Consider the following 17,918-nt stretch of genomic DNA (forward strand, 5'->3'; position numbering starts at 1 on the left):
CGCGAATCCCCAATCCCGAATCCACCACTCCCGATCAGTTCGCCTTATGAATCGCGCGCTTGCTCACGGCCATCGCGGCATCGTGGATCGCTTCGGACAGCGTCGGATGCGCGTGGCAGATGCGGGCCAGATCGTCGGCCGAGCCGTTGAATTCCATCGTCAGCACACCTTCGTGCACCAGTTCGGAGACGCCCACGCCCACCAGGTGCATGCCCAGCACGCGATCGGTTTCGGCATCGGCAATCACCTTGACGAAGCCGGCCGGCTCGCCCATGGCCACCGCACGGCCGATCGCCGCGAACGGGAAGCTGCCGGCCTTGTAGGCGACGCCCTCGGCCTTCAACTGCTGCTCGGTCTTGCCGACCCAGGCAATCTCCGGCTCGGTGTAGATGACCCACGGAATGGTGTCGAAGTTGACGTGACCGGGCAGGCCGGCGATCAGTTCGGCCACCGCAATGCCTTCCTCGAAGCCCTTGTGCGCCAGCATCGGGCCGCGCACGCAGTCGCCGACCGCCCACACGCCATCCACACCGGTGTGGCAATGCGCGTCCACTTCGATCTGGCCACGCTCGTTGAGCTTGACGCCGGTGCCCTCGGCCAACAGGTTCTTGGTCGCGGCCTTGCGGCCCACGGCGACCAGCAGCTTGTCCACGGTCAGGGTCTGCTCGCCAGCGGCGTCGGTGTAGCTGACCACCACCTGCTTGGCATCGCCGCTGCCGGTGATTTCGGTCTTGCTGACTTTGGCGCCGAGCTTGATGTCCAGGCCCTGCTTCTTGAATTCCTTCAAGGCGGTCTTGGCGACCTCTGCATCGGCCAGCGCCAGGAAGTCCGGCAGCGCTTCGAGGATGGTGACCTCGGCGCCCAGACGCTTCCACACGCTGCCCAGTTCCAGGCCGATCACGCCGGCGCCGATCACGGCCATGCGCTTGGGCACGGCGGTGAAGTCCAGGCCGCCGACGTTGTCGACGATGGTGTCGCCTTCGAACTTGGCGAACGGCAGCTCGATCGACTCCGAGCCCGGCGCCAGGATCACGTTGGTGCCCTTGAGCTCGATCTCGCCGCCTTCGTGCTGGGCGACCTTGACGATGTTGCCCGGCAGCAGCTGGCCGAAGCCGTAGTACGGGGTGATCTTGTTCGCCTTGAACAGCATCGCGATGCCGCCGGTGAACTGCTTCACGATCTTGTCCTTGCGGCCGATCATGGTGGGCACGTCCATCTTGGCGTCGTTGAAGCTGATGCCGTGGTCTCCGAACAGATGGCCCATGTTCCAGAACTGGCGCGAGGAATCCAGCAGCGCCTTGGACGGAATGCAGCCCACGCGCAGGCAGGTACCGCCTAGCGCCGGCTTGCCGTCTTTACCGATAGCCGCGTCGATGCAGGCGACCTTCATGCCCAGCTGGGCCGCGCGGATGGCGGCGTGATAACCGGCCGGACCGGCACCGATGACGACGACGTCGAATTGTTCTTGTTCGCTCATTCTTCGCTCACGAGATTGGGAATTGGGGATTGGGGATTCGTAAAAGCGGGACGCTCGGGAAGGGGCGGCTCTCGCCAATCCCCAATCCCGAATCCCCAATCCCGGCTTTCATCACAGGCCGAACAACATCCGGCCCGGGTTTTCCAGCTGGTTCTTGATGTCCACCAGGAACTGCACCGAATCCTTGCCGTCGATGATGCGGTGGTCGTAGGACAGCGCCAGATACATCATCGGCGCGATCACGACCTGGCCGTTCTCGGCGATCGGACGTTCCTTGATCGCGTGCATGCCCAGGATGGCGCTCTGCGGCGGGTTGATGATCGGGGTGGACAGCAGCGAGCCGAAGGTGCCGCCGTTGGTGATGGTGAAGGTGCCGCCCTGCAGGTCGTCCAGGCCCAGCTTGCCGGCGCGCGCCTTGGCGGCGTAGTCGGCGATGCCCTGTTCGACGTCAGCGAACGACTGGCGCTCGACGTTACGCAGCACCGGCGTGACCAGGCCCTTCTCGGTCGACACCGCAATCGAGATGTCGCTGTAACCGTGATAGATGATGTCATCGCCGTCGATCGAGGCATTGACCAGCGGGAAGCGCTGCAGCGCGTTGGCAGCGGCCTTGACGAAGAAGCTCATGAAACCGAGCTTGATGCCGTGCGCCTTCTGGAATTCGTCCTGCAGTTCCTTGCGCGCGGCCGACACCTTGGCGAGATTGACCTCGTTGAAGGTGGTCAGCATCGCGGTGGAGTTCTTGGACTCCATCAGGCGCTTGGCGATGGTCTTGCGCACGCGGGTCATCGCCACGCGCTCTTCTGGACGGGCGCCAGAGGCCTTGCCCACGCCGCCGGCCTTGGCGAAGTTGACGATGTCTTCCTTGGTCACCGCGCCGCGACGGCCGGTGCCGTCGACCTGCGCCGGGTCCACGCCCTGGGTGATCGCGGCAAAACGCGCACCCGGGGGCAGGGCATCGGCAGACGACTTGGACGCAGCTGCAGGTGCAGCGGCGGCAGGCGCCGGTGCCTCGGCCTTCTTCTCGTCGGCCGGTGCGGCCGCAGCCACCGCGCCTTCTTCGATGATTGCCAGGATCTGGTTGCTGGTGACCGTGCTGCCGGCTTCGAACTTGATTTCCTTCAGCACGCCGTCGACGGGCGAAGGAACTTCCAACACGACCTTGTCGGTTTCCAGGTCGACCAGATTCTCGTCGCGCTTGACCGCTTCGCCGGCCTTCTTGTGCCAGCTGGCGATGGTGGCGTCGGAAACGGATTCGGGCAGTACCGGAACTTTGACTTCGGTGGCCATTCGGGGAGCGTCCTAGTGTGTGCGTTCTTTGGGGAAGAGGAGTTATTCAGCGACTTGGTCGTTGAACGGATTGAGGAGCGCATCGGCGACCAGCTTCTGCTGTTCGACGATGTGGTCGGCCATGTGGCCGGCGGCAGGCGAGGGCGAGCGGGCACGGCCAGCGTAATGCAGGCTCTGGGCGCCGGTCAGGCAGAAGTTCAGATGGTGGCGAATCTGGTACCACGCACCCTGGTTCTGCGGTTCTTCCTGACACCACACCACATCGGTGGCGTTGGCATAGGCCTTGAGCTCGGCGGCCAGCTGCGCACGCGGGAACGGATACAGCTGCTCCACGCGCAGGATGGCCACGTCGTCCTGATCGCGCTTGGTCTGGTCTTCGAGCAGGTCGTAATAGACCTTGCCCGAGCACAGCACCACGCGCTTGACCTTGCCGGCATCGGCCTTGGCATCGGGGATCAGATGCTGGAACTCGCCCTCGGCCAGTTCTTCCAGGCTCGACACCGCCAGCTTGTGGCGCAGCAGCGACTTGGGCGTCATCACCACCAGCGGCTTGCGGGTGGTCATGCGCATCTGCCGGCGGATCATGTGGAAGCACTGCGCCGGGGTGGTCGGCACGCACACCAGCATGTTTTCCAGCGCGCACAGCTGCAGGAAGCGCTCCAGACGCGCGGAGCTGTGCTCCGGGCCCTGGCCTTCGTAGCCGTGCGGCAAGAACAGCGACAGGCCTGCGATGCGGCCCCACTTGGCCTCGCCGGCGGCGATGAACTGGTCGATCACCACCTGCGCGCCATTGGCGAAGTCGCCGAACTGCGCTTCCCAGATGCACAGCGCGTTCGGGTCGGTGGTGGAGTAGCCGTACTCGAAGCCCATCACCGCTTCTTCGCTGAGCAGCGAATCGATGATGGTGGCGTCTTCCGGGTTTTCGACCAGCTGACGCAGCGGCAGGTAGTAGTTGTCGTTCTTCTGGTCATGCAGGATCGCGTGACGGTGGAAGAACGTGCCGCGACCGGCGTCCTGGCCGACCAGACGCAGCTTGTGGCCTTCGGCCAGCAAGGTGGCGTAGGCCAGGTTTTCGGCAAAGCCCCAGTCGCCGGCCTGCTGGCCGGCGGCCATCTTGACGCGATCGTCGTAGATCTTGGCCACACGTGCGTGCAGCTCCACGCCTTCCGGAATGGTGGTGATCAGCTTGGCCAGGCGGTCCAGCTGCTCGCGCTTGACGCGAGTATCGACCGGATCGGCAGCGGTGCCGACCAGATACTTGGACCAGTCGATGGCGAATTCGTCCGGCTTGCGCGTGGCCAGTTCGGTGGTGTATTCGCCCGAATCGAGCTTGTTGCGGTAACCGTCGACCAGCGCCTTGGCTTCGTCGGCGCTCAGCACGCCGTCGCTTTCCAGCTTGTTGGCGTACAGCTCGCGGGTGGTCTTGTGCTTGCGGATGGTCTGGTACATCACCGGCTGGGTCGCTGCCGGTTCGTCGGCCTCGTTATGGCCCCAGCGGCGGTAGCAGACCAGGTCGATGACCACGTCCTTCTTGAACTGCTGGCGGAATTCATAGGCCAGCTTGGACACGAACATCACCGCGTCCGGGTCGTCGCCGTTCACATGGAAGACCGGCGCGCCGATCATCTTGGCCACGTCGGTGCAGTACAGCGTGGAACGGGCGTCGTCGCGGGCGCTGGTCGTGAAGCCAATCTGGTTGTTGATGACGATGTGCACGGTGCCGCCAACAGCGAAACCGCGCGCCTGCGACATCTGGAACAACTCCATCACCACGCCCTGGCCGGCGAATGCCGCATCGCCGTGGATCAGGATCGGCAGCACGGTCTTGCGCTCGGCATCGCCGAAGCGCTCCTGACGCGAACGCACGCTGCCGACCACGACCGGGTCGACGATTTCCAGATGCGAGGGATTGAACGCCAGCGCCAGATGCACCTGCTTGTCGGTCCCAACGGCGATGTCGGCCGAGAAGCCCATGTGGTACTTGACGTCGCCGGTGTGGGCGCGGTCGTCGTGGGCGTGCTCGAACTTGCCTTCGAACTCGTCGAACAGCTTGCGCGGGTTCTTGCCCAGCGTATTGACCAGTACGTTGAGGCGGCCGCGATGGGCCATGCCGATCACGATGTCCTTGACCTGATCGTTGCCGGACTGGCGGATGATCTCGTCCATCATCGGGATCAGCGCATCGCCGCCTTCCAGCGAGAAACGCTTCTGACCGACGTACTTGGTGTGCAGGTAGCGCTCCAGGCCTTCGGCGGCGGTGAGCCGCTCCAGCGTGCGCTTGCGGCTGGCCGCGTCGCCGGCGATCTTGCCGCCGGCATCTTCCAGGCGCTTGTAGATCCACTGGCGCTGGTCGAATTCCTGGATGTGCATGAATTCCGCGCCGATGGTGCTGGCGTAGGTCGCCTTCAGGCGGGCCAGCAGGTCCTTCAGCTTCATCCGCGGCTGACCACCGACACCGCCGGTGCTGAATTCGCTGTCCATGTCCGCCTGCGAGAGGCTATGGAACGGCAGATCCAGATCGGGCGGATTGACCGGCGGGGTGAGGCCGAGCGGGTCGAGCTGCGCGCCGAGGTGACCACGCGCACGGTAGGCAGTGATCAGGCGGCCGACGTTGCGCTCGCGCTCGTCACTGGCACCCGCGCCGGTTCCGGCATTGGCTGCCTGCTTGGAGGCAGTGAGGATGTGGGCGATGGCGGCCGAGTGCGGCACATCCCCGGCATCGCGACCTTTGAAGTCGTCGAAATAGCTCTTCCACTTCGGATCGACACTGTCCGGGGCGACGAGGTACTGCTCGTATAGATCCTCGATGTAGGCGGCGTTGCCGCCGGCGAGCTGCGATGACTGCGCGAACTGCTTTAGGAGATTATCCACGATGGTAAGTCGGGTCTGCTGTGAGGGGAGATTGTGCGGAAGCGGCAGGGCAAGATGCCCTATCGGTCGGTATCAAATCTCGAAAAATTATACCCCCTTGCGCTAATGACAGGGCGTCTGCGAGCTGACCGGACGGGTAGGTCGACCGGCCTCGCACCTACGTGCGAAGGGCGCTGCGGTGTCAGATGCCGAGCGCGCGCGGTTCGCTCCAAAGCGCGCTGCGCTCCCATATCTGCGCGAATTCGCGCTCCAGCTGACGACTGCGCGCGGCGCCCGACAGCCAGGTTTCGCCGTCGTCGAAGCGATGCCCTGTTGGACGAAAGTAGTAGGCGTCATCGCCCACCACATAGGCCGACGCGTAGCTGCCATCGACCGGATCGCTGACCGCACGGAAGCGAAACACGCTGGGCAGGCGCTGGGCCAGCCGCAACAGCGCGCTGCCACTGGCGTTGGCGCTTGCGGTGTCCTGCACCAGTACATGCACGCGTTTGTCATGCCGGGCTGTGGCGAAGCGACGCAGCGCATCGAGTGCCGCAGCGTTGTCGAACAGCGGCGGATCCAGTGCGCGCGTATAGATCAGCACCTGACGGCGCGCCGCGCACAGCAGGCCGGTGGTGGCAGCCAGGGCTGCGCTCAGATTCTCGACTGCCATCGGGCCGTCGAGGCGGCGGTGCAGGGCAGTGCCTGCTGCGCCCTCCGTATCGAAGGCGCGATCAGGACGAAGTTCGGGGGGGGCTTCGGGCAGAAAACCGAGACGTGCGAACACCGCTTCGGCATGTGCGTTGACGTGTGCGCTCAGGCTGGGCCAGCCGCGTTGGCGGGCGGTGTCCACTGCGGCGGCGAGCACTTGGTCGGCAATGCCACGGCGGCGCCAGTCGGGTAGCACGCCTAGCCGGTCGATGCGTCGGTCGGGTGTGAGCCGCACCGCAGCGATCAGTTGGCCGTCGTCGGTGCGCATGGCCAATTGCAGGCTGAGGGGATCCAGTGCGTCCCATTCGGCATCGCTGGTGGTGCCAGCGGTGCCGGTGGTGCACGCCAGGCGCAGCGCACGCAGGGCCGCGGCGTCGAGCGCCGGATCCAGCGAGACGGTCTGCGGCCTGGCGTGGTGGTTCATGCGCGCTTGGGCGACGCGTCGGTGTCGCCAGCCTCGTCGCCAGCGTCCGATGCCTCGGCGTCGTCGCTGTCGCCGTTCTGAGCGGCGTCGTCGCCTTGCCCGGCGTCACCGGCTTCGGCCGGGCCGTCCGCGGCGTCTGCGACCTGCTCGACGTCGGCCTCGGCGTCGATCTCATCGTCTGCATCCTGCGTGTCGGGCTCGGCATCGTGGTGGTCGGCCGACAGGCTCAGTGCGTGTGCCTGGTCGTCGGCGATGTCCTCGAAGTCGTCGTCGTTCTCCTCGTGAGCGCGCTGGTAATGGCCCTGCGCAAGCAGTTCCAGCACCACCTCGCGGCCGCGCACCGACAACTGCGCATACAGCGCGCCGTCGATTTCTTCGGCGGCGGCCAGGCGCGCGGCGTCCTTGGCCGACAACGCAAATTCCAGCCCGCTGCAGAACAGCGTGGCGCCACGCTTGGCACGCCGCCAGGCCAGTCGCGACCAGGGGTGGCGATGCAGCAACACGCCTTCTTCCAGCGCCTGCTCGACCGCCTCGCGCGGGATGGGTTCTGGCGCCGGCACCACGTCGCCGGAGGCGCGGTAGGTGGTCATGAAGCGGCCGAACCAGTCACCCAGGCGATCCGGGTCGTTCATGCGCAGCGCGTTGAGCGCTTCGACCACGCGGTTCATCGCGGTAACGTCGATCTCGTACGGATCGGCCGGCACCTTGAGGTCTGCGTCCTGATAGCGCACGGCCTCGTCGGCGTCGGCGATCAAGGTGTCCAGATAGTCGCCGATCAGCTCGGCCGAGGACGGCGCGCGGGTGCCGATGGAGAAGGTCAGGCAGGCATCTTCGGCCACGCCGTGGTGCGGCACCAGCGGCGGCAGGTACAGCATGTCGCCCGGGCCCAGCACCCAATCGTGGGTGGGCTTGAAGGTACTGAGCAGCTTGAGCTCGACATCGTCGCGGAACGCCAGCGGCGCGGCCTTGCGGCCCTGTTGCGCACGCGCGTCGATCTGCCAGCGGCGGTGGCCCTGGCCCTGCAGCAGGAACACGTCGTAATGGTCGACATGCGCACCGACCGAGCCACCGGTGGCGGCGAAGCTGATCATGATGTCGTCGATACGCCAGCGCGGCAGAAAGCGGAACTGCTCCAGCAAGGTGCGCACATCGGCGTCCCACTTGTCCACGTCCTGCACCAGCAAGGTCCAGTCGTGATCGGGCAGGCCGGGGAAGTCGGTTTCCTGGAACGGGCCGGTGCGCACATTCCAGTCGTCGGTGGCGCGGTCGTGGCTGATCAGTCGCGCCAGCACGCCGTCTTCGCAGGCCAGGCCGGCCAGATCTTCGGGCTGCAGCGGCGACTGGAAGTCCGGGAACGCGTTACGGATCAGCAGCGGGTGCTTGTGCCAGTAGTTGCGCAGGAAGCGCTCGACCGGCATGCCAAGCGGCTGCTCGCGGGTGGCATGGATCTCGAACGGCAGCGGCGCGCCCTTTCTGGCGACGGTCTTTTTTGCGGCGGTCTTTTTCATGGTGTGACGGGTCCGACTGGGAAAAGCCGGCGCTGTGCGGCCGGCGAAGTGGCCTATTGTCGCCCAGCCCGCTGCGCGATGCCTTGCTGGCGTGTTGCACTAAGGTTTCAGTGCAGTCACAGCCACGCGAGGCATCGCCGGAACGTGCTGGTTGCTGGCGGGTATCGGCGGTTTAGCGGGTGGAAATCTGGTTGTCGCTGCCGTAGTCGTTGACCACGGCGGTGCCGGACTGCTGGGTGATGCGGTTGCCGCGGCCGTGCAGCGTGACTGCAGCGATCACCTGCGCCTGCACCTGATTGTCGTCGCCAGGCACCCGCAGCGTGTCGATGCGTCCGGCCTTGAGCGTGGATTTGCGGCCGAATAGCTCGATGGTCTTGGCATCGCTGGCCAGGGTGATCTGGGCAGCGTCGCCAACGATGCGCACCGCTTCGGCGCGCTCGATCTGGACGATCGCATGCTCACCCAGCACCGCGATCGTGCCGCAATCGCCCTTGAAGGTCAGATTGGCGTTCTGTCCGGTCAGGTCGACGTTATGCCCGTCGCAGCTGACCGTGCCGCTGGTCGAGGTGACCATCAGCGTCGGCCGCTCGCCCGTGCTGGCGACCTGGGTGGCGCCGTCCATGCTCGGGACCGATGGCACGGAAGGCACCGATGGAACCGGTGCGATCGAAGAGGCTGCCGGCGCTTGCGGCGCGGCAGCGGCAGACTCGGGAGCGGCCTGCTTTCCGCAGGCCACCAACGCGAGCAGGGACACATACAGCAGCGAGCGCAATGCCATGGCAATACTCCTGACAGCTGGATACAACGCAATGATGCGGGTCGCCGCAATGCGGCCAGATCGGGTGCGGCAGTCAGGTCAGATGGCGCGCGCCAATTGCTCGGCCAGGCCGGTATAGGCTCCCGGGGTCAACGCACGCAGGCGCTGCTTGTCTTCTTCCGGCAGTTGCAGGCTTTCCACAAACGCCTGCATCGAGGCGGCGGTGATGCCCTGGCCGCGGGTCAGTGCCTTTAATTGTTCGTACGGATTGGGCAGGCCGTGGCGGCGCATCACGGTCTGCACGGCTTCGGCCAGCACTTCCCAGGCAGCGTCCAGATCGGCGTTCAAACGCTCCGGGTTGACGGTCAGCTTGCCCAGGCCCTTGGCCAGCGAATCCAGCGCCACCTGGGTGTGGCCAAACGCGGTGCCGAGTGCGCGCAGCACGGTGGAGTCGGTGAGGTCGCGCTGCCAGCGGCTGATCGGCAGCTTGGCGGAAAAGTGCTCGAACAGTGCATTGGCAATACCGAAATTGCCTTCGGCATTTTCGAAGTCGATCGGGTTGACCTTGTGCGGCATCGTCGAGGAGCCGACTTCGCCTTCTTTCAGCTTTTGCTTGAAGTAGCCCAGCGAGATGTAGCCCCAGATGTCGCGCGACAGATCGATCAGGATGGTGTTGACGCGACGGCTGGCATCGCCGATTTCGGCCACGTTGTCGTGCGGCTCGATCTGGGTGGTGTAGGGGTTGAACACCAGGCCCAGACTTTCGACGAATCGCTGCGCGAATGCGGCCCAATCCAGGTCCGGATACGACACCAGGTGCGCGTTGTAGTTGCCGACCGCGCCGTTGATCTTGCCGGTCAGTTCGACCGCGGCGATCTGCTTGCGCTGGCGCTCCAGGCGCGCGACCACGTTGGCGATTTCCTTGCCCAGCGTGGTGGGCGAGGCGGTCTGGCCATGCGTGCGCGACAGCATCGGCTGGCCGGCCTGGGCATGGGCGAGGCTGCGCAGGCTGGCGGCGATGCCGTCCAGCGTCGGCAGCAGCACCTCGCGGCGCGCCTGGTCCAGCATCAGGCCGTAGCTGAGGTTGTTGATGTCCTCGCTGGTGCAGGCGAAATGCACGAATTCCAGCGCCGGGCCCAGCTCGGTGTCGTCCTTGAGCTGTTCCTTGATGAAGTATTCCACCGCCTTGACGTCATGGTTAGTGGTGCGCTCGATCTGCTTGACGCGTGCGGCGTGGGCCACGCTGAAGTCGTCGGCCAGGCGGCGCAGGGTCTGCGTGGCAGCGGCCGAGAACGGCGCCAGTTCGGCGATGCCCGGCTCGGCGGCCAGTGCCAGCAGCCATTCGATCTCGACCTTGACCCGCGCCTTGATCAGGCCGTATTCGGAAAAGATCGGGCGCAGCGCATCCACCTTGGAGGCGTAACGGCCGTCGAGCGGGGACAGGGCGAGCAGGGCGGAATCCGACATGGGCAGGGCACTGGGAGGCTGGCGGGGGTGGGTATTCTACGCCGCCCCGGCGCTCGCTTCGCCGATCGGGCGGACGGTGACCGCCTGGATCCGGTGCCCGTCCATGCGCCGCACGGTCAGCGCGTGGCCGTCCAGCTGCAGGGTTTCGCCTTCTTCGGGCAGCCGCTGCAGCCTGTGCACGATCAGCCCGCCGACCGAATTGACGTGGTCCGGCGCGCTCAGATCCCGGCCGAGCAGGCGTTCCAGGCGGAAGATAGAGGTGCTGCCGGCCACCAGCAGCGAGCCGTCCTGGCTGCGGATCGGCGCATCGCGCACCACGTGGCGATGCTCGTCCTCGATCTCGCCGACCATCACTTCCAGCAGGTCTTCCAGGGTGAAGAAGCCCAGGATGCGGCCCTGGTCCTCTACGCACAGCGCCAGATGGGTGGCGCCGGTGCGGAACTGCTCCAGCGCACTGGGGATCGGGGTTTCCAGGGTCAGCAGGGTGGCCGGGCGCAGCAGCGGGCGCAGATCGTCCAGGTCCTGGCCGCGCGCCATCGCCACCAGCAGGTCCTTGGTATGCAGGATGCCCAAGACCTGCTCGCCCTCGGCATCGAACCAGGGGTAGCGGCTGTAGCGCGACTCGCTGAACTCGGCTAGCACCGATTCCAGCGTCATGCCTTCGCGCAGGCTGCGCATGTGCTCGCGCGGGCGCATCAGGTCGCCGGCGACCAGGTCGGGCAATTCCAGCGCATGGCTCATCAAGGCCAGCCCGTGATCGGGCGTGGCCGCGTTCGGATCTTGGCGGCCGACGATGAGCATCAGTTCCTCGCGCGAGTAGCGATGCGATTGGTGCTCCACCGCGCCCCAGCCGAGCACCCGCAGCAACCGATTGGCGCTGGTATTGAGCACCCAGATCGCCGGATACATGGCCCAGTAAAAGACGTAGAGCGGCGCGGCGGTCCACAGCGACATCAGCTCCGGACGGCGAATGGCCATGGTCTTGGGCGCCAGTTCGCCCAGCACGATGTGCAAAAACGAAATCAGGCTGAAGGCAATGGCCAATGCGGTGAATTGCGCCGCTTCCGGCGACAGACCGAGCAGGTCGAACAGCGGCTGCAGCAGATGCGCAAACGCAGGTTCGCCGACCCAGCCCAAGCCGAGCGAGGCCAGGGTAATACCGAGCTGGCATGCCGACAGATACGCATCCAGATGCGCATGCACCCCGAGCAGCAAACGCCCGCGCCAACCGTTGTTCTGCGCCAGGCCCACCGCTTGGGTGTGGCGCAGTTTGACCAGCGCGAATTCGGCGGCAACGAAGAAGCCATTCAACAGCACCAGCAACAATGCCACCAACAGCAGCAGCACATTACCGAGCATGGCGTCCGCCTGCGTGCTGTGCATCGGCGATGGGTCTATGCGCTATCTGCTGCGCGTAAGCGATGCTGCGGTGCTCAGAAGAGTAAGACGCAGGTGCTGCGTTTCTACAGTCAGGGTCGTCGCCCATGTCGGCGTGGTACCTCGTATTGATCGATGGGCAGTCTAGCCCACGGCTTGCGACGACATGGCCGCAACGCTGCGAGCGAGTATCGTAGACAGCCTCGCCAGCCCGGGTACGTCCGCTGCCAGCCCTTCCTTGACCACAAATCCAACGATGTGCGGAGAGTGCAGATGAGCGAACGTTTCAGGACCGAACACGACAGCATGGGCGAATTGCAGGTACCCGCCGATGCATTGTGGGGCGCGCAGACCCAGCGTGCCGTGCAGAATTTTCCGGTATCGGGTCAGCCCATGCCGCGTGGTTTCATTCGCGCGCTGGGCCTGATCAAGGCCGCCGCCGCCGGCGTCAATGCCGAGCTGGGATTGCTGCCCAAGTCGATTGCCAAGACGGTGCAGGACGCCGCCTTGCAGGTGGCCGAGGGCACCTTCGATGCGCAATTTCCGATCGATGTCTATCAGACCGGCTCGGGCACCTCGTCCAACATGAATGCCAACGAGGTGATTGCCACGTTGGCCACGCGCGCCGGCAAGGATGCGGTGCATCCCAACGATCACGTCAATCTGGGGCAGAGTTCCAACGACGTGATCCCGACTGCCATCCGCGTGTCTGCGTTGCTTGCGGTGCAGGAGCACTTGCAGCCCGCGCTCAAGCATCTGCGCAAGACCATCGACAAACGCGCCAAGGGGCTGAGCAAGGTGGTCAAGACCGGGCGCACGCATCTGATGGATGCGATGCCGCTGACCTTCGGCCAGGAATTTGGCGCATGGTCGGCGCAGTTGAGTTCGGCGCAGGATCGCATCGACGACGCGCTCAAGCGTTTGCGGCGTCTGCCGCTGGGCGGTACTGCGATCGGCACCGGCATCAATGCCGATCCGCGTTTCGGCGGCAAGGTGGCCAAGGCCTTGTCGAGCCTGAGCAAATTCAAGTTCGAGAGTGCCGACAACAAGTTCGAAGGCCTGGCCGCGCAGGACGATGCGGTGGAGTTGTCCGGCCAGCTCAATGCGCTGGCAGTGGCCTTGATCAAGATCGCCAATGATCTGCGCTGGATGAATGCCGGCCCGTTGGCGGGGCTGGGCGAGATCGAATTGCCGGCGCTGCAGCCGGGCAGTTCGATCATGCCGGGCAAGGTCAACCCGGTGATTCCCGAAGCCACCGTGATGGCGTGCGCGCAGGTCATCGGCCACCACACCGCGATTACCGTGGCCGGGCAGACCGGCAACTTCCAGTTGAATGTGACCTTGCCGCTGATCGCCTACAACCTGCTGGATTCGATCACCCTGCTGGGCAATGTGTCGCGTCTGCTGGCCGATACCGCAATCGCCGGACTGAAGGTGCGTCAGGAACGCGTGCGCGAGGCGCTGGATCGCAATCCGATCCTGGTCACTGCGCTCAACCCGATCATCGGCTACGAGAAGGCCGCCGCAATCGCCAAGCGTGCATACAAGGAGCAGCGCCCGGTGCTGGACGTGGCCCTGGAAGACAGCGGGCTCAGCGAAGCGGATCTGCGGCGTTTGCTGGATCCGGCCGCGCTGACGCTTGGCGGCATCCAGGCCGGCAGCACTGGCGGCGGTGGCTGACCACCGAAGTGTGCGTGCGCAGGAGCGCACCTGGGCGCGACGGGCGTTGTCGATAAAGCCCCGTCGCGCCCAGGTGCGCTCCTACACGGCTTTGCGCGAATCCGCGGCTTCGCCAGGACTCAGTGCCGCTCGGCCTGCACGTTGCCGAAGCTCTCGCAATACGGCTGCAGCGACGGGATTTCATTGAGTAATTCGCCGCTGATCTTCTGTATTTCCGGAGTGACCGTCAGCTTGATCGACTTGTATTCCGGGTCCGAGCCTGCTTCGTTGACGGCCTGCTGACGCAGCATCTGCAGGTGCCCGAACAACAGCTGCAGCTTGGCGCGCGTCGGCTCTTTCTGCGGTAGCGCAATATCGTCGATCTTGAGTGTGCCGTCCGGGGTGATTTCCGCATTGGCAGCCGGTGGGCGGCGGATCATCACCGATTGTGTGGTGATCGCAACGCGCGGCTTGCCGCGTTCGGCGCGACGGGACGACTGGTCGCCACACGCGGCCAGGGTGCACAGCAGCAGCGCCATGCAGAGCATCACGAACTTGTTCATGGGGTCGATGGGTTGAGGGGAGCGCCCTAGTGTAATCCCGCCCCGGTCAGGCGATCCGGGCCGGGGCTACATGGCATGGCTGACAAAATGTCGCAGGCCAAGGTGGCGCTCAACTCACGTGCAGGAATCGGCATGGGTATGCGCTCCATCCGATTCGGGAAGCCGCTGCGCCTGCCAACGACGGCGCCGCGGCTGTTACTGCCGCACTTACTTGCGGCAGTCGTCGACGTCGTGTTGCGTCAGGGTGGAGTAGGGCGCAAACGCCGGCACCAGTTGCGCAGCGGCATCCTGCGCGGCGCGCAGCTTGGCCAGTTGATCGCAGATCTGCATGGCCTTGTGCTTGAAGGTGTCCGCCTGTGCTTCGATCTTGTCGCCGATCTGGTCGGTATTGCCGCTGAGCACGCCCTTGAGCGCTTCGCCCGCCGCATGCGCGCCAAACGCTGCACCTTGGGTGCCGATGTCGATGCCTTTCTCGGCCACGCCCTGGATCTGCGCGTAGAAGCTGCGCATCGCCTGCTGCTGCGCAGCGTTCAAGGTGACCGGCTTGCCATCGATGCTGAGCGCGCCATCCACACCGATGGTGGCTGCAGGCAGGCCGTCACGCTTGAGCGTCACGCTCTTGCCGTTGAAGGTCACGCCACTCCCGTTGGCCTGGCCCGATACATTGACCGTGGGCTCGGACTTGCCACAACCGACCAACAGCGCGCTCGCCAATACCGCAGAAATCAACAGTTTCATCAGCAGTTCCCCCTCACATCGTCAATGAGTGATCAGTTGCCGGTTGGCACGCGCGTGCTGCCGGTGACATCGCTGACGTCGATATCGCCGCTACCCTTGCGCGCCACGCTGACGTTGCCGCGCACCTTGCGCACGCTCAGTGCGCCGGAGTTGACCGCGTCCACGCCCACATCGCCTTGCACATCGTCGATGTCGACATCGCCGGAGCCGATCGTGCCGAGCTTGACGTTGCCGGCAACGCCGCGCAGTTTGACGTCGCCCGAGCCGACCTTGCCGACCTCTGCCGCGCCACGCACGTGCGTGGCCTTGAGATCGCCCGAGCCCACTGCCAAGACACGCAACGCGCCCATGTCTTCCAGCTCGATGTCGCCGGAGCCGACCTTGGCGGTGACGCGGCCCTTGGTGCGGCGGATGGCCATGTCGCCGGAACCGACGTCGGCACTGACCGCTGCCGCACCGGAGATCTCCGCATCGCCGGAACCCACGTCGAATTGCACCAGCAGCGTGTCGGGCACGCTGCCGCGCAGATCCAGGTACGCGTAGCTGTCGCCGACGGAGATGCGCATGCTGCGGTCGTCGTCCAGCGTCACCACCAACTTGTCGCCGACGCGCTTCTGGGTGACGGTCAGTCCTTTGAGCAGATCGGCGCGTGCTGCACAGGCGCGGCCGTTCAGACGCCCGCTACTGCCCGGCGAGGCATCCAGATGCAGGTCGTTGGAGGCGACCTCGAACAATACCGACTTCACTCCGCTCAGTTTCAGCTCCAGGTTGCGCGGCTCGGAGAATTTGCATTGCTCCTGGGCAAACGCAGCGCCGGGCAACGCGAACAAGATGGCCAGACTCAGATGCAGGTGCGAACGCATGGGGTGTCCTTCACTCAGGCTTCGGAGCGCCGACGGCGCAGATAGATGGAGGCAGCGATCAGCACTACGCCGATGGCGGCGCCGATCCAGATGTCGGGGTTGCCGTAGACCAGTCTGCTATCGGTGTGCTGCAGGACCCACTGCACCAGATCGCTGGGGTTCTGCATCGCGCTGCTATCCAGGTTGCCGCTGACTGCAAGCGGCGACCAGGTGCCGGGCAGGGCGCTGAGCAGGCCGCGGTAGCCGACGATGTACCAGATCCAGCCGATCGGCAGCGATACGCCCGGCATTGCCGAAAGGATGCTCAGCATCACGCAGGCCAGCAGCGGAAACAGCACTGCCCACAGGAACGGCTTGCTGGTGGCCCAGGCCGAGCAGAACATCAGCCAGCCCACGGTCGGTAGCGACCACAGCAAGCTCATCGGCACGGTCTGCAGCATCAGCCACAACAACGAGAACGGATGCGAGTGGGTGGCCAAGCCCCATGGATTGGGCACACCGGCGATCAACGCGCCGCCGATGGCGATCAACCATAGCGCCAGGCCGACCAGTACGCCGATCGCGATGGCGATCAGCGGCGCCAGCAACAGCGCCCAGGCGGCCTTGGACAATACCGTCTGCACGTCGGACACCGGCAGCGATTTCCAGAACAGCACGCTGCGGTCGCGGCGGTCGTCGTACAGGCTGCCCAGTGCATAGAAGAACACCACGAACGCCAGCACCACCGAGGCGATGCCGATGCCGCCCAGCAGCAGGCCGTCGCCGACCTGGCCGAGGGTGCGGGTGTACTCGGCCATGTCCGACATCGTCATGCTGTCGCCGATCATGTTGCGGCGTGCACTGATCGCACCGATCACAGCGCCCAGCAGTGCGAAGAACACCGCGATGCCGCCAGTGATGATTTGCGCCCAGACGAAGCCGCCACGGTGTTCCCAGTATTCGCGTTTGAGCAGCCAGCCGAAGGTGCGGGCGGGAGAAGCTTGGTGGGTGAGTGCATTCATGCGTAGGTCCCCTTCATGACCGCAACGAACAGGTCGGCAAGGCCGGGATTGCGGATTTCGCCAAAGCGGGCGAGCTGCTCTTTCGGCACGCCATCGAACAGCATCACGGTCTTGCCGAACGGCAGGCCGCGCTCGTCGATCGGCTTCATGGCTCTGGCAGCCTCGAGATGCTCGGCATTGACCAGCACTTCGGTGTAGCGTTCGGCCACGTTTTCCATGTCGGCGGTCAGCACGATGCGGCCGTCGCGGATGAACATCACATCGGTGAGGATGTGTTCGATCTCTTCCACCTGGTGGGTGGTGACGATGATGGTTTTTTGCTCATCGAAATAGTCTTCCAGCAGGCGCTGGTAGAACTGCTTGCGATACAGGATGTCCAGGCCCAGGGTGGGCTCGTCCAGCACCAGGATGCGCGCGTCGATGGCCATCACCAGCGCCAGATGCAGCTGCACGATCATGCCCTTGGACAATTCGCGCACCCGCGATTTGCGGTTGAGCTGCGTATTGGCCAAAAAGCGCTCGCACTTGGCGCGATCGAAGCGCGGATGCACGCCGGCAACGAAATCGATCGCCTCGCCAACCCGCAGCCAGCGCGGCAGCACCGCCACGTCGGCGATGAAGCAGACCTCGTTCATCAGTGCGTTGCGCTGGGTACGCGGATCCATGCCGAGCACGCTCAACTCGCCGTCGAAATCGGTCAGTCCCAGCACTGCCTTGAGCGCGGTGGTCTTGCCTGCGCCGTTGGGGCCGATCAATCCAACGATGCGCCCGGTGGCAATGGTGAAACTGGTGTTGTCCAGCGCGAGCCGATGCTTGTAGGCCTTGCGCAGGCCACGTGCGTCGACCACATGGTCGGAGAAGACGGCGGTCATGGTGTTTTTCCCTGTGGCAACAGATCGTCGATGGACAGTCCCAGGCGCTGGATGCGTTCCAGCACTGCGGGCCATTCTTCATTCAAGAAACGCTCGCGCTCGCTGCCGCGCAATTTCTGAGCGGCTTCCGGGGTCATGAACATGCCCAGGCCGCGGCGTTTTTCCACCAGGTTTTCGTCGGCCAACTCCTGGTAGGCGCGCGAGACGGTGATGGGGTTGAGTTGGTAATCGGCCGCCACTTGCCGCACCGAGGGCAGGGCGTCGCCAGGCTTGAGGATTCCATCGAGCATCATGGCAATGACCCGTTCCTTGAGTTGGCGGTAGATGGGAGCGCCGTCGCTCCATTGGATGTCGTTCATGA

Annotated in this window: 15 protein-coding genes; 1 reads left to right on the forward strand and 14 read right to left on the reverse strand. The window is 64.9% G+C overall.

Going from position 1 to position 17,918, the window contains the following annotated elements; genetic code table 11:
- Positions 1–34: 34 nt before the first annotated feature.
- The 8 genes from lpdA to XcyCFBP4188_RS16810 all read right to left on the reverse strand — a co-directional run bounded on the left by lpdA (position 35) and on the right by XcyCFBP4188_RS16810 (position 11,867).
- Positions 35–1,477 (reverse strand): dihydrolipoyl dehydrogenase, encoded by a 1,443-nt coding sequence (gene lpdA / locus XcyCFBP4188_RS16775; RefSeq protein ID WP_104592478.1) that lies wholly within the window; start codon positions 1,475–1,477, stop codon positions 35–37.
- A 111-nt stretch (positions 1,478–1,588) separates the two neighbouring features.
- The gene (sucB, locus tag XcyCFBP4188_RS16780; protein ID WP_104592479.1) at positions 1,589–2,767 is read right to left on the reverse strand and encodes a dihydrolipoyllysine-residue succinyltransferase; all 1,179 of its coding nucleotides are present in this window, start codon (positions 2,765–2,767) and stop codon (positions 1,589–1,591) included.
- Between the two features lie 42 nt (positions 2,768–2,809).
- Positions 2,810–5,638, reverse strand: a complete 2,829-nt coding sequence (locus tag XcyCFBP4188_RS16785; protein ID WP_006448692.1) for a 2-oxoglutarate dehydrogenase E1 component — start codon at positions 5,636–5,638, stop codon at positions 2,810–2,812.
- Between the two features lie 181 nt (positions 5,639–5,819).
- Entirely contained in the window at positions 5,820–6,752 is a 933-nt protein-coding gene (locus XcyCFBP4188_RS16790) for a GNAT family N-acetyltransferase (protein WP_104592480.1), read from the reverse strand.
- Positions 6,749–8,260 (reverse strand): JmjC domain-containing protein, encoded by a 1,512-nt coding sequence (locus XcyCFBP4188_RS16795; RefSeq protein ID WP_104592481.1) that lies wholly within the window; start codon positions 8,258–8,260, stop codon positions 6,749–6,751. Before XcyCFBP4188_RS16795 ends, XcyCFBP4188_RS16790 begins: the two co-directional genes overlap by 4 nt.
- A gap of 172 nt (positions 8,261–8,432) precedes the next feature.
- Positions 8,433–9,038, reverse strand: coding sequence for a DUF3060 domain-containing protein (locus XcyCFBP4188_RS16800; RefSeq protein WP_043907235.1), 606 nt, complete (start codon positions 9,036–9,038; stop codon positions 8,433–8,435).
- Positions 9,039–9,116: 78 nt separating this feature from the next.
- Positions 9,117–10,484 (reverse strand): adenylosuccinate lyase, encoded by a 1,368-nt coding sequence (gene purB, locus XcyCFBP4188_RS16805; RefSeq protein ID WP_104592482.1) that lies wholly within the window; start codon positions 10,482–10,484, stop codon positions 9,117–9,119.
- Between the two features lie 36 nt (positions 10,485–10,520).
- Complete coding sequence (locus tag XcyCFBP4188_RS16810) at positions 10,521–11,867, reverse strand: hemolysin family protein (protein WP_006448698.1); 1,347 nt, start codon at positions 11,865–11,867, stop codon at positions 10,521–10,523.
- 267 nt (positions 11,868–12,134) lie between these two features.
- Between XcyCFBP4188_RS16810 and XcyCFBP4188_RS16815 the strand changes: the two genes are divergently transcribed.
- On the forward strand, positions 12,135–13,541 hold the full coding sequence (locus tag XcyCFBP4188_RS16815; protein ID WP_006448699.1) for a class II fumarate hydratase: 1,407 nt from the start codon (positions 12,135–12,137) through the stop codon (positions 13,539–13,541).
- Positions 13,542–13,660: 119 nt separating this feature from the next.
- Here XcyCFBP4188_RS16815 and XcyCFBP4188_RS16820 read toward each other — a convergent pair whose 3' ends face one another.
- From XcyCFBP4188_RS16820 to XcyCFBP4188_RS16845, 6 genes are all read right to left on the reverse strand, one after another.
- Positions 13,661–14,083, reverse strand: a complete 423-nt coding sequence (locus tag XcyCFBP4188_RS16820) for a hypothetical protein (protein ID WP_104592483.1) — start codon at positions 14,081–14,083, stop codon at positions 13,661–13,663.
- A 207-nt stretch (positions 14,084–14,290) separates the two neighbouring features.
- Entirely contained in the window at positions 14,291–14,821 is a 531-nt protein-coding gene (locus tag XcyCFBP4188_RS16825; RefSeq protein ID WP_074057758.1) for a DUF2884 family protein, read from the reverse strand.
- A gap of 32 nt (positions 14,822–14,853) precedes the next feature.
- Positions 14,854–15,684 (reverse strand): GIN domain-containing protein, encoded by an 831-nt coding sequence (locus tag XcyCFBP4188_RS16830; RefSeq protein WP_104592484.1) that lies wholly within the window; start codon positions 15,682–15,684, stop codon positions 14,854–14,856.
- Positions 15,685–15,698: 14 nt separating this feature from the next.
- Entirely contained in the window at positions 15,699–16,685 is a 987-nt protein-coding gene (locus XcyCFBP4188_RS16835; RefSeq protein WP_023903563.1) for an ABC transporter permease, read from the reverse strand.
- Positions 16,682–17,557 (reverse strand): ABC transporter ATP-binding protein, encoded by an 876-nt coding sequence (locus tag XcyCFBP4188_RS16840; protein WP_104592485.1) that lies wholly within the window; start codon positions 17,555–17,557, stop codon positions 16,682–16,684. Before XcyCFBP4188_RS16840 ends, XcyCFBP4188_RS16835 begins: the two co-directional genes overlap by 4 nt.
- Positions 17,554–17,916: a GntR family transcriptional regulator gene (locus XcyCFBP4188_RS16845; RefSeq protein ID WP_003483692.1), complete on the reverse strand. Its 363-nt coding sequence runs from the start codon at positions 17,914–17,916 to the stop codon at positions 17,554–17,556. The genes XcyCFBP4188_RS16840 and XcyCFBP4188_RS16845 overlap by 4 nt, the downstream gene beginning before the upstream one ends.
- Positions 17,917–17,918: the final 2 nt, after the last annotated feature.

It is taken from the genome of Xanthomonas hortorum pv. cynarae (assembly GCF_002939985.1).
Classification (GTDB): Bacteria; Pseudomonadota; Gammaproteobacteria; order Xanthomonadales; family Xanthomonadaceae; genus Xanthomonas; species Xanthomonas hortorum_D.

Excerpts from the sequence above, each read along its gene's own strand:
- lpdA (WP_104592478.1), bottom strand. The coding sequence starts at position 1,477 with ATGAGCGAACAAGAACAATTCGACGTCGTCGTCATCGGTGCCGGTCCG.
- sucB (WP_104592479.1), bottom strand. The coding sequence starts at position 2,767 with ATGGCCACCGAAGTCAAAGTTCCGGTACTGCCCGAATCCGTTTCCGAC.
- XcyCFBP4188_RS16790 (WP_104592480.1), bottom strand. The coding sequence starts at position 6,752 with ATGAACCACCACGCCAGGCCGCAGACCGTCTCGCTGGATCCGGCGCTC.
- XcyCFBP4188_RS16795 (WP_104592481.1), bottom strand. The coding sequence starts at position 8,260 with ATGAAAAAGACCGCCGCAAAAAAGACCGTCGCCAGAAAGGGCGCGCCG.
- XcyCFBP4188_RS16800 (WP_043907235.1), bottom strand. The coding sequence starts at position 9,038 with ATGGCATTGCGCTCGCTGCTGTATGTGTCCCTGCTCGCGTTGGTGGCC.
- purB (WP_104592482.1), bottom strand. The coding sequence starts at position 10,484 with ATGTCGGATTCCGCCCTGCTCGCCCTGTCCCCGCTCGACGGCCGTTAC.
- XcyCFBP4188_RS16810 (WP_006448698.1), bottom strand. The coding sequence starts at position 11,867 with ATGCACAGCACGCAGGCGGACGCCATGCTCGGTAATGTGCTGCTGCTG.
- XcyCFBP4188_RS16815 (WP_006448699.1), top strand. The coding sequence starts at position 12,135 with ATGAGCGAACGTTTCAGGACCGAACACGACAGCATGGGCGAATTGCAG.
- XcyCFBP4188_RS16820 (WP_104592483.1), bottom strand. The coding sequence starts at position 14,083 with ATGAACAAGTTCGTGATGCTCTGCATGGCGCTGCTGCTGTGCACCCTG.
- XcyCFBP4188_RS16825 (WP_074057758.1), bottom strand. The coding sequence starts at position 14,821 with ATGAAACTGTTGATTTCTGCGGTATTGGCGAGCGCGCTGTTGGTCGGT.
- XcyCFBP4188_RS16830 (WP_104592484.1), bottom strand. The coding sequence starts at position 15,684 with ATGCGTTCGCACCTGCATCTGAGTCTGGCCATCTTGTTCGCGTTGCCC.
- XcyCFBP4188_RS16835 (WP_023903563.1), bottom strand. The coding sequence starts at position 16,685 with ATGAATGCACTCACCCACCAAGCTTCTCCCGCCCGCACCTTCGGCTGG.
- XcyCFBP4188_RS16840 (WP_104592485.1), bottom strand. The coding sequence starts at position 17,557 with ATGACCGCCGTCTTCTCCGACCATGTGGTCGACGCACGTGGCCTGCGC.
- XcyCFBP4188_RS16845 (WP_003483692.1), bottom strand. The coding sequence starts at position 17,916 with ATGAACGACATCCAATGGAGCGACGGCGCTCCCATCTACCGCCAACTC.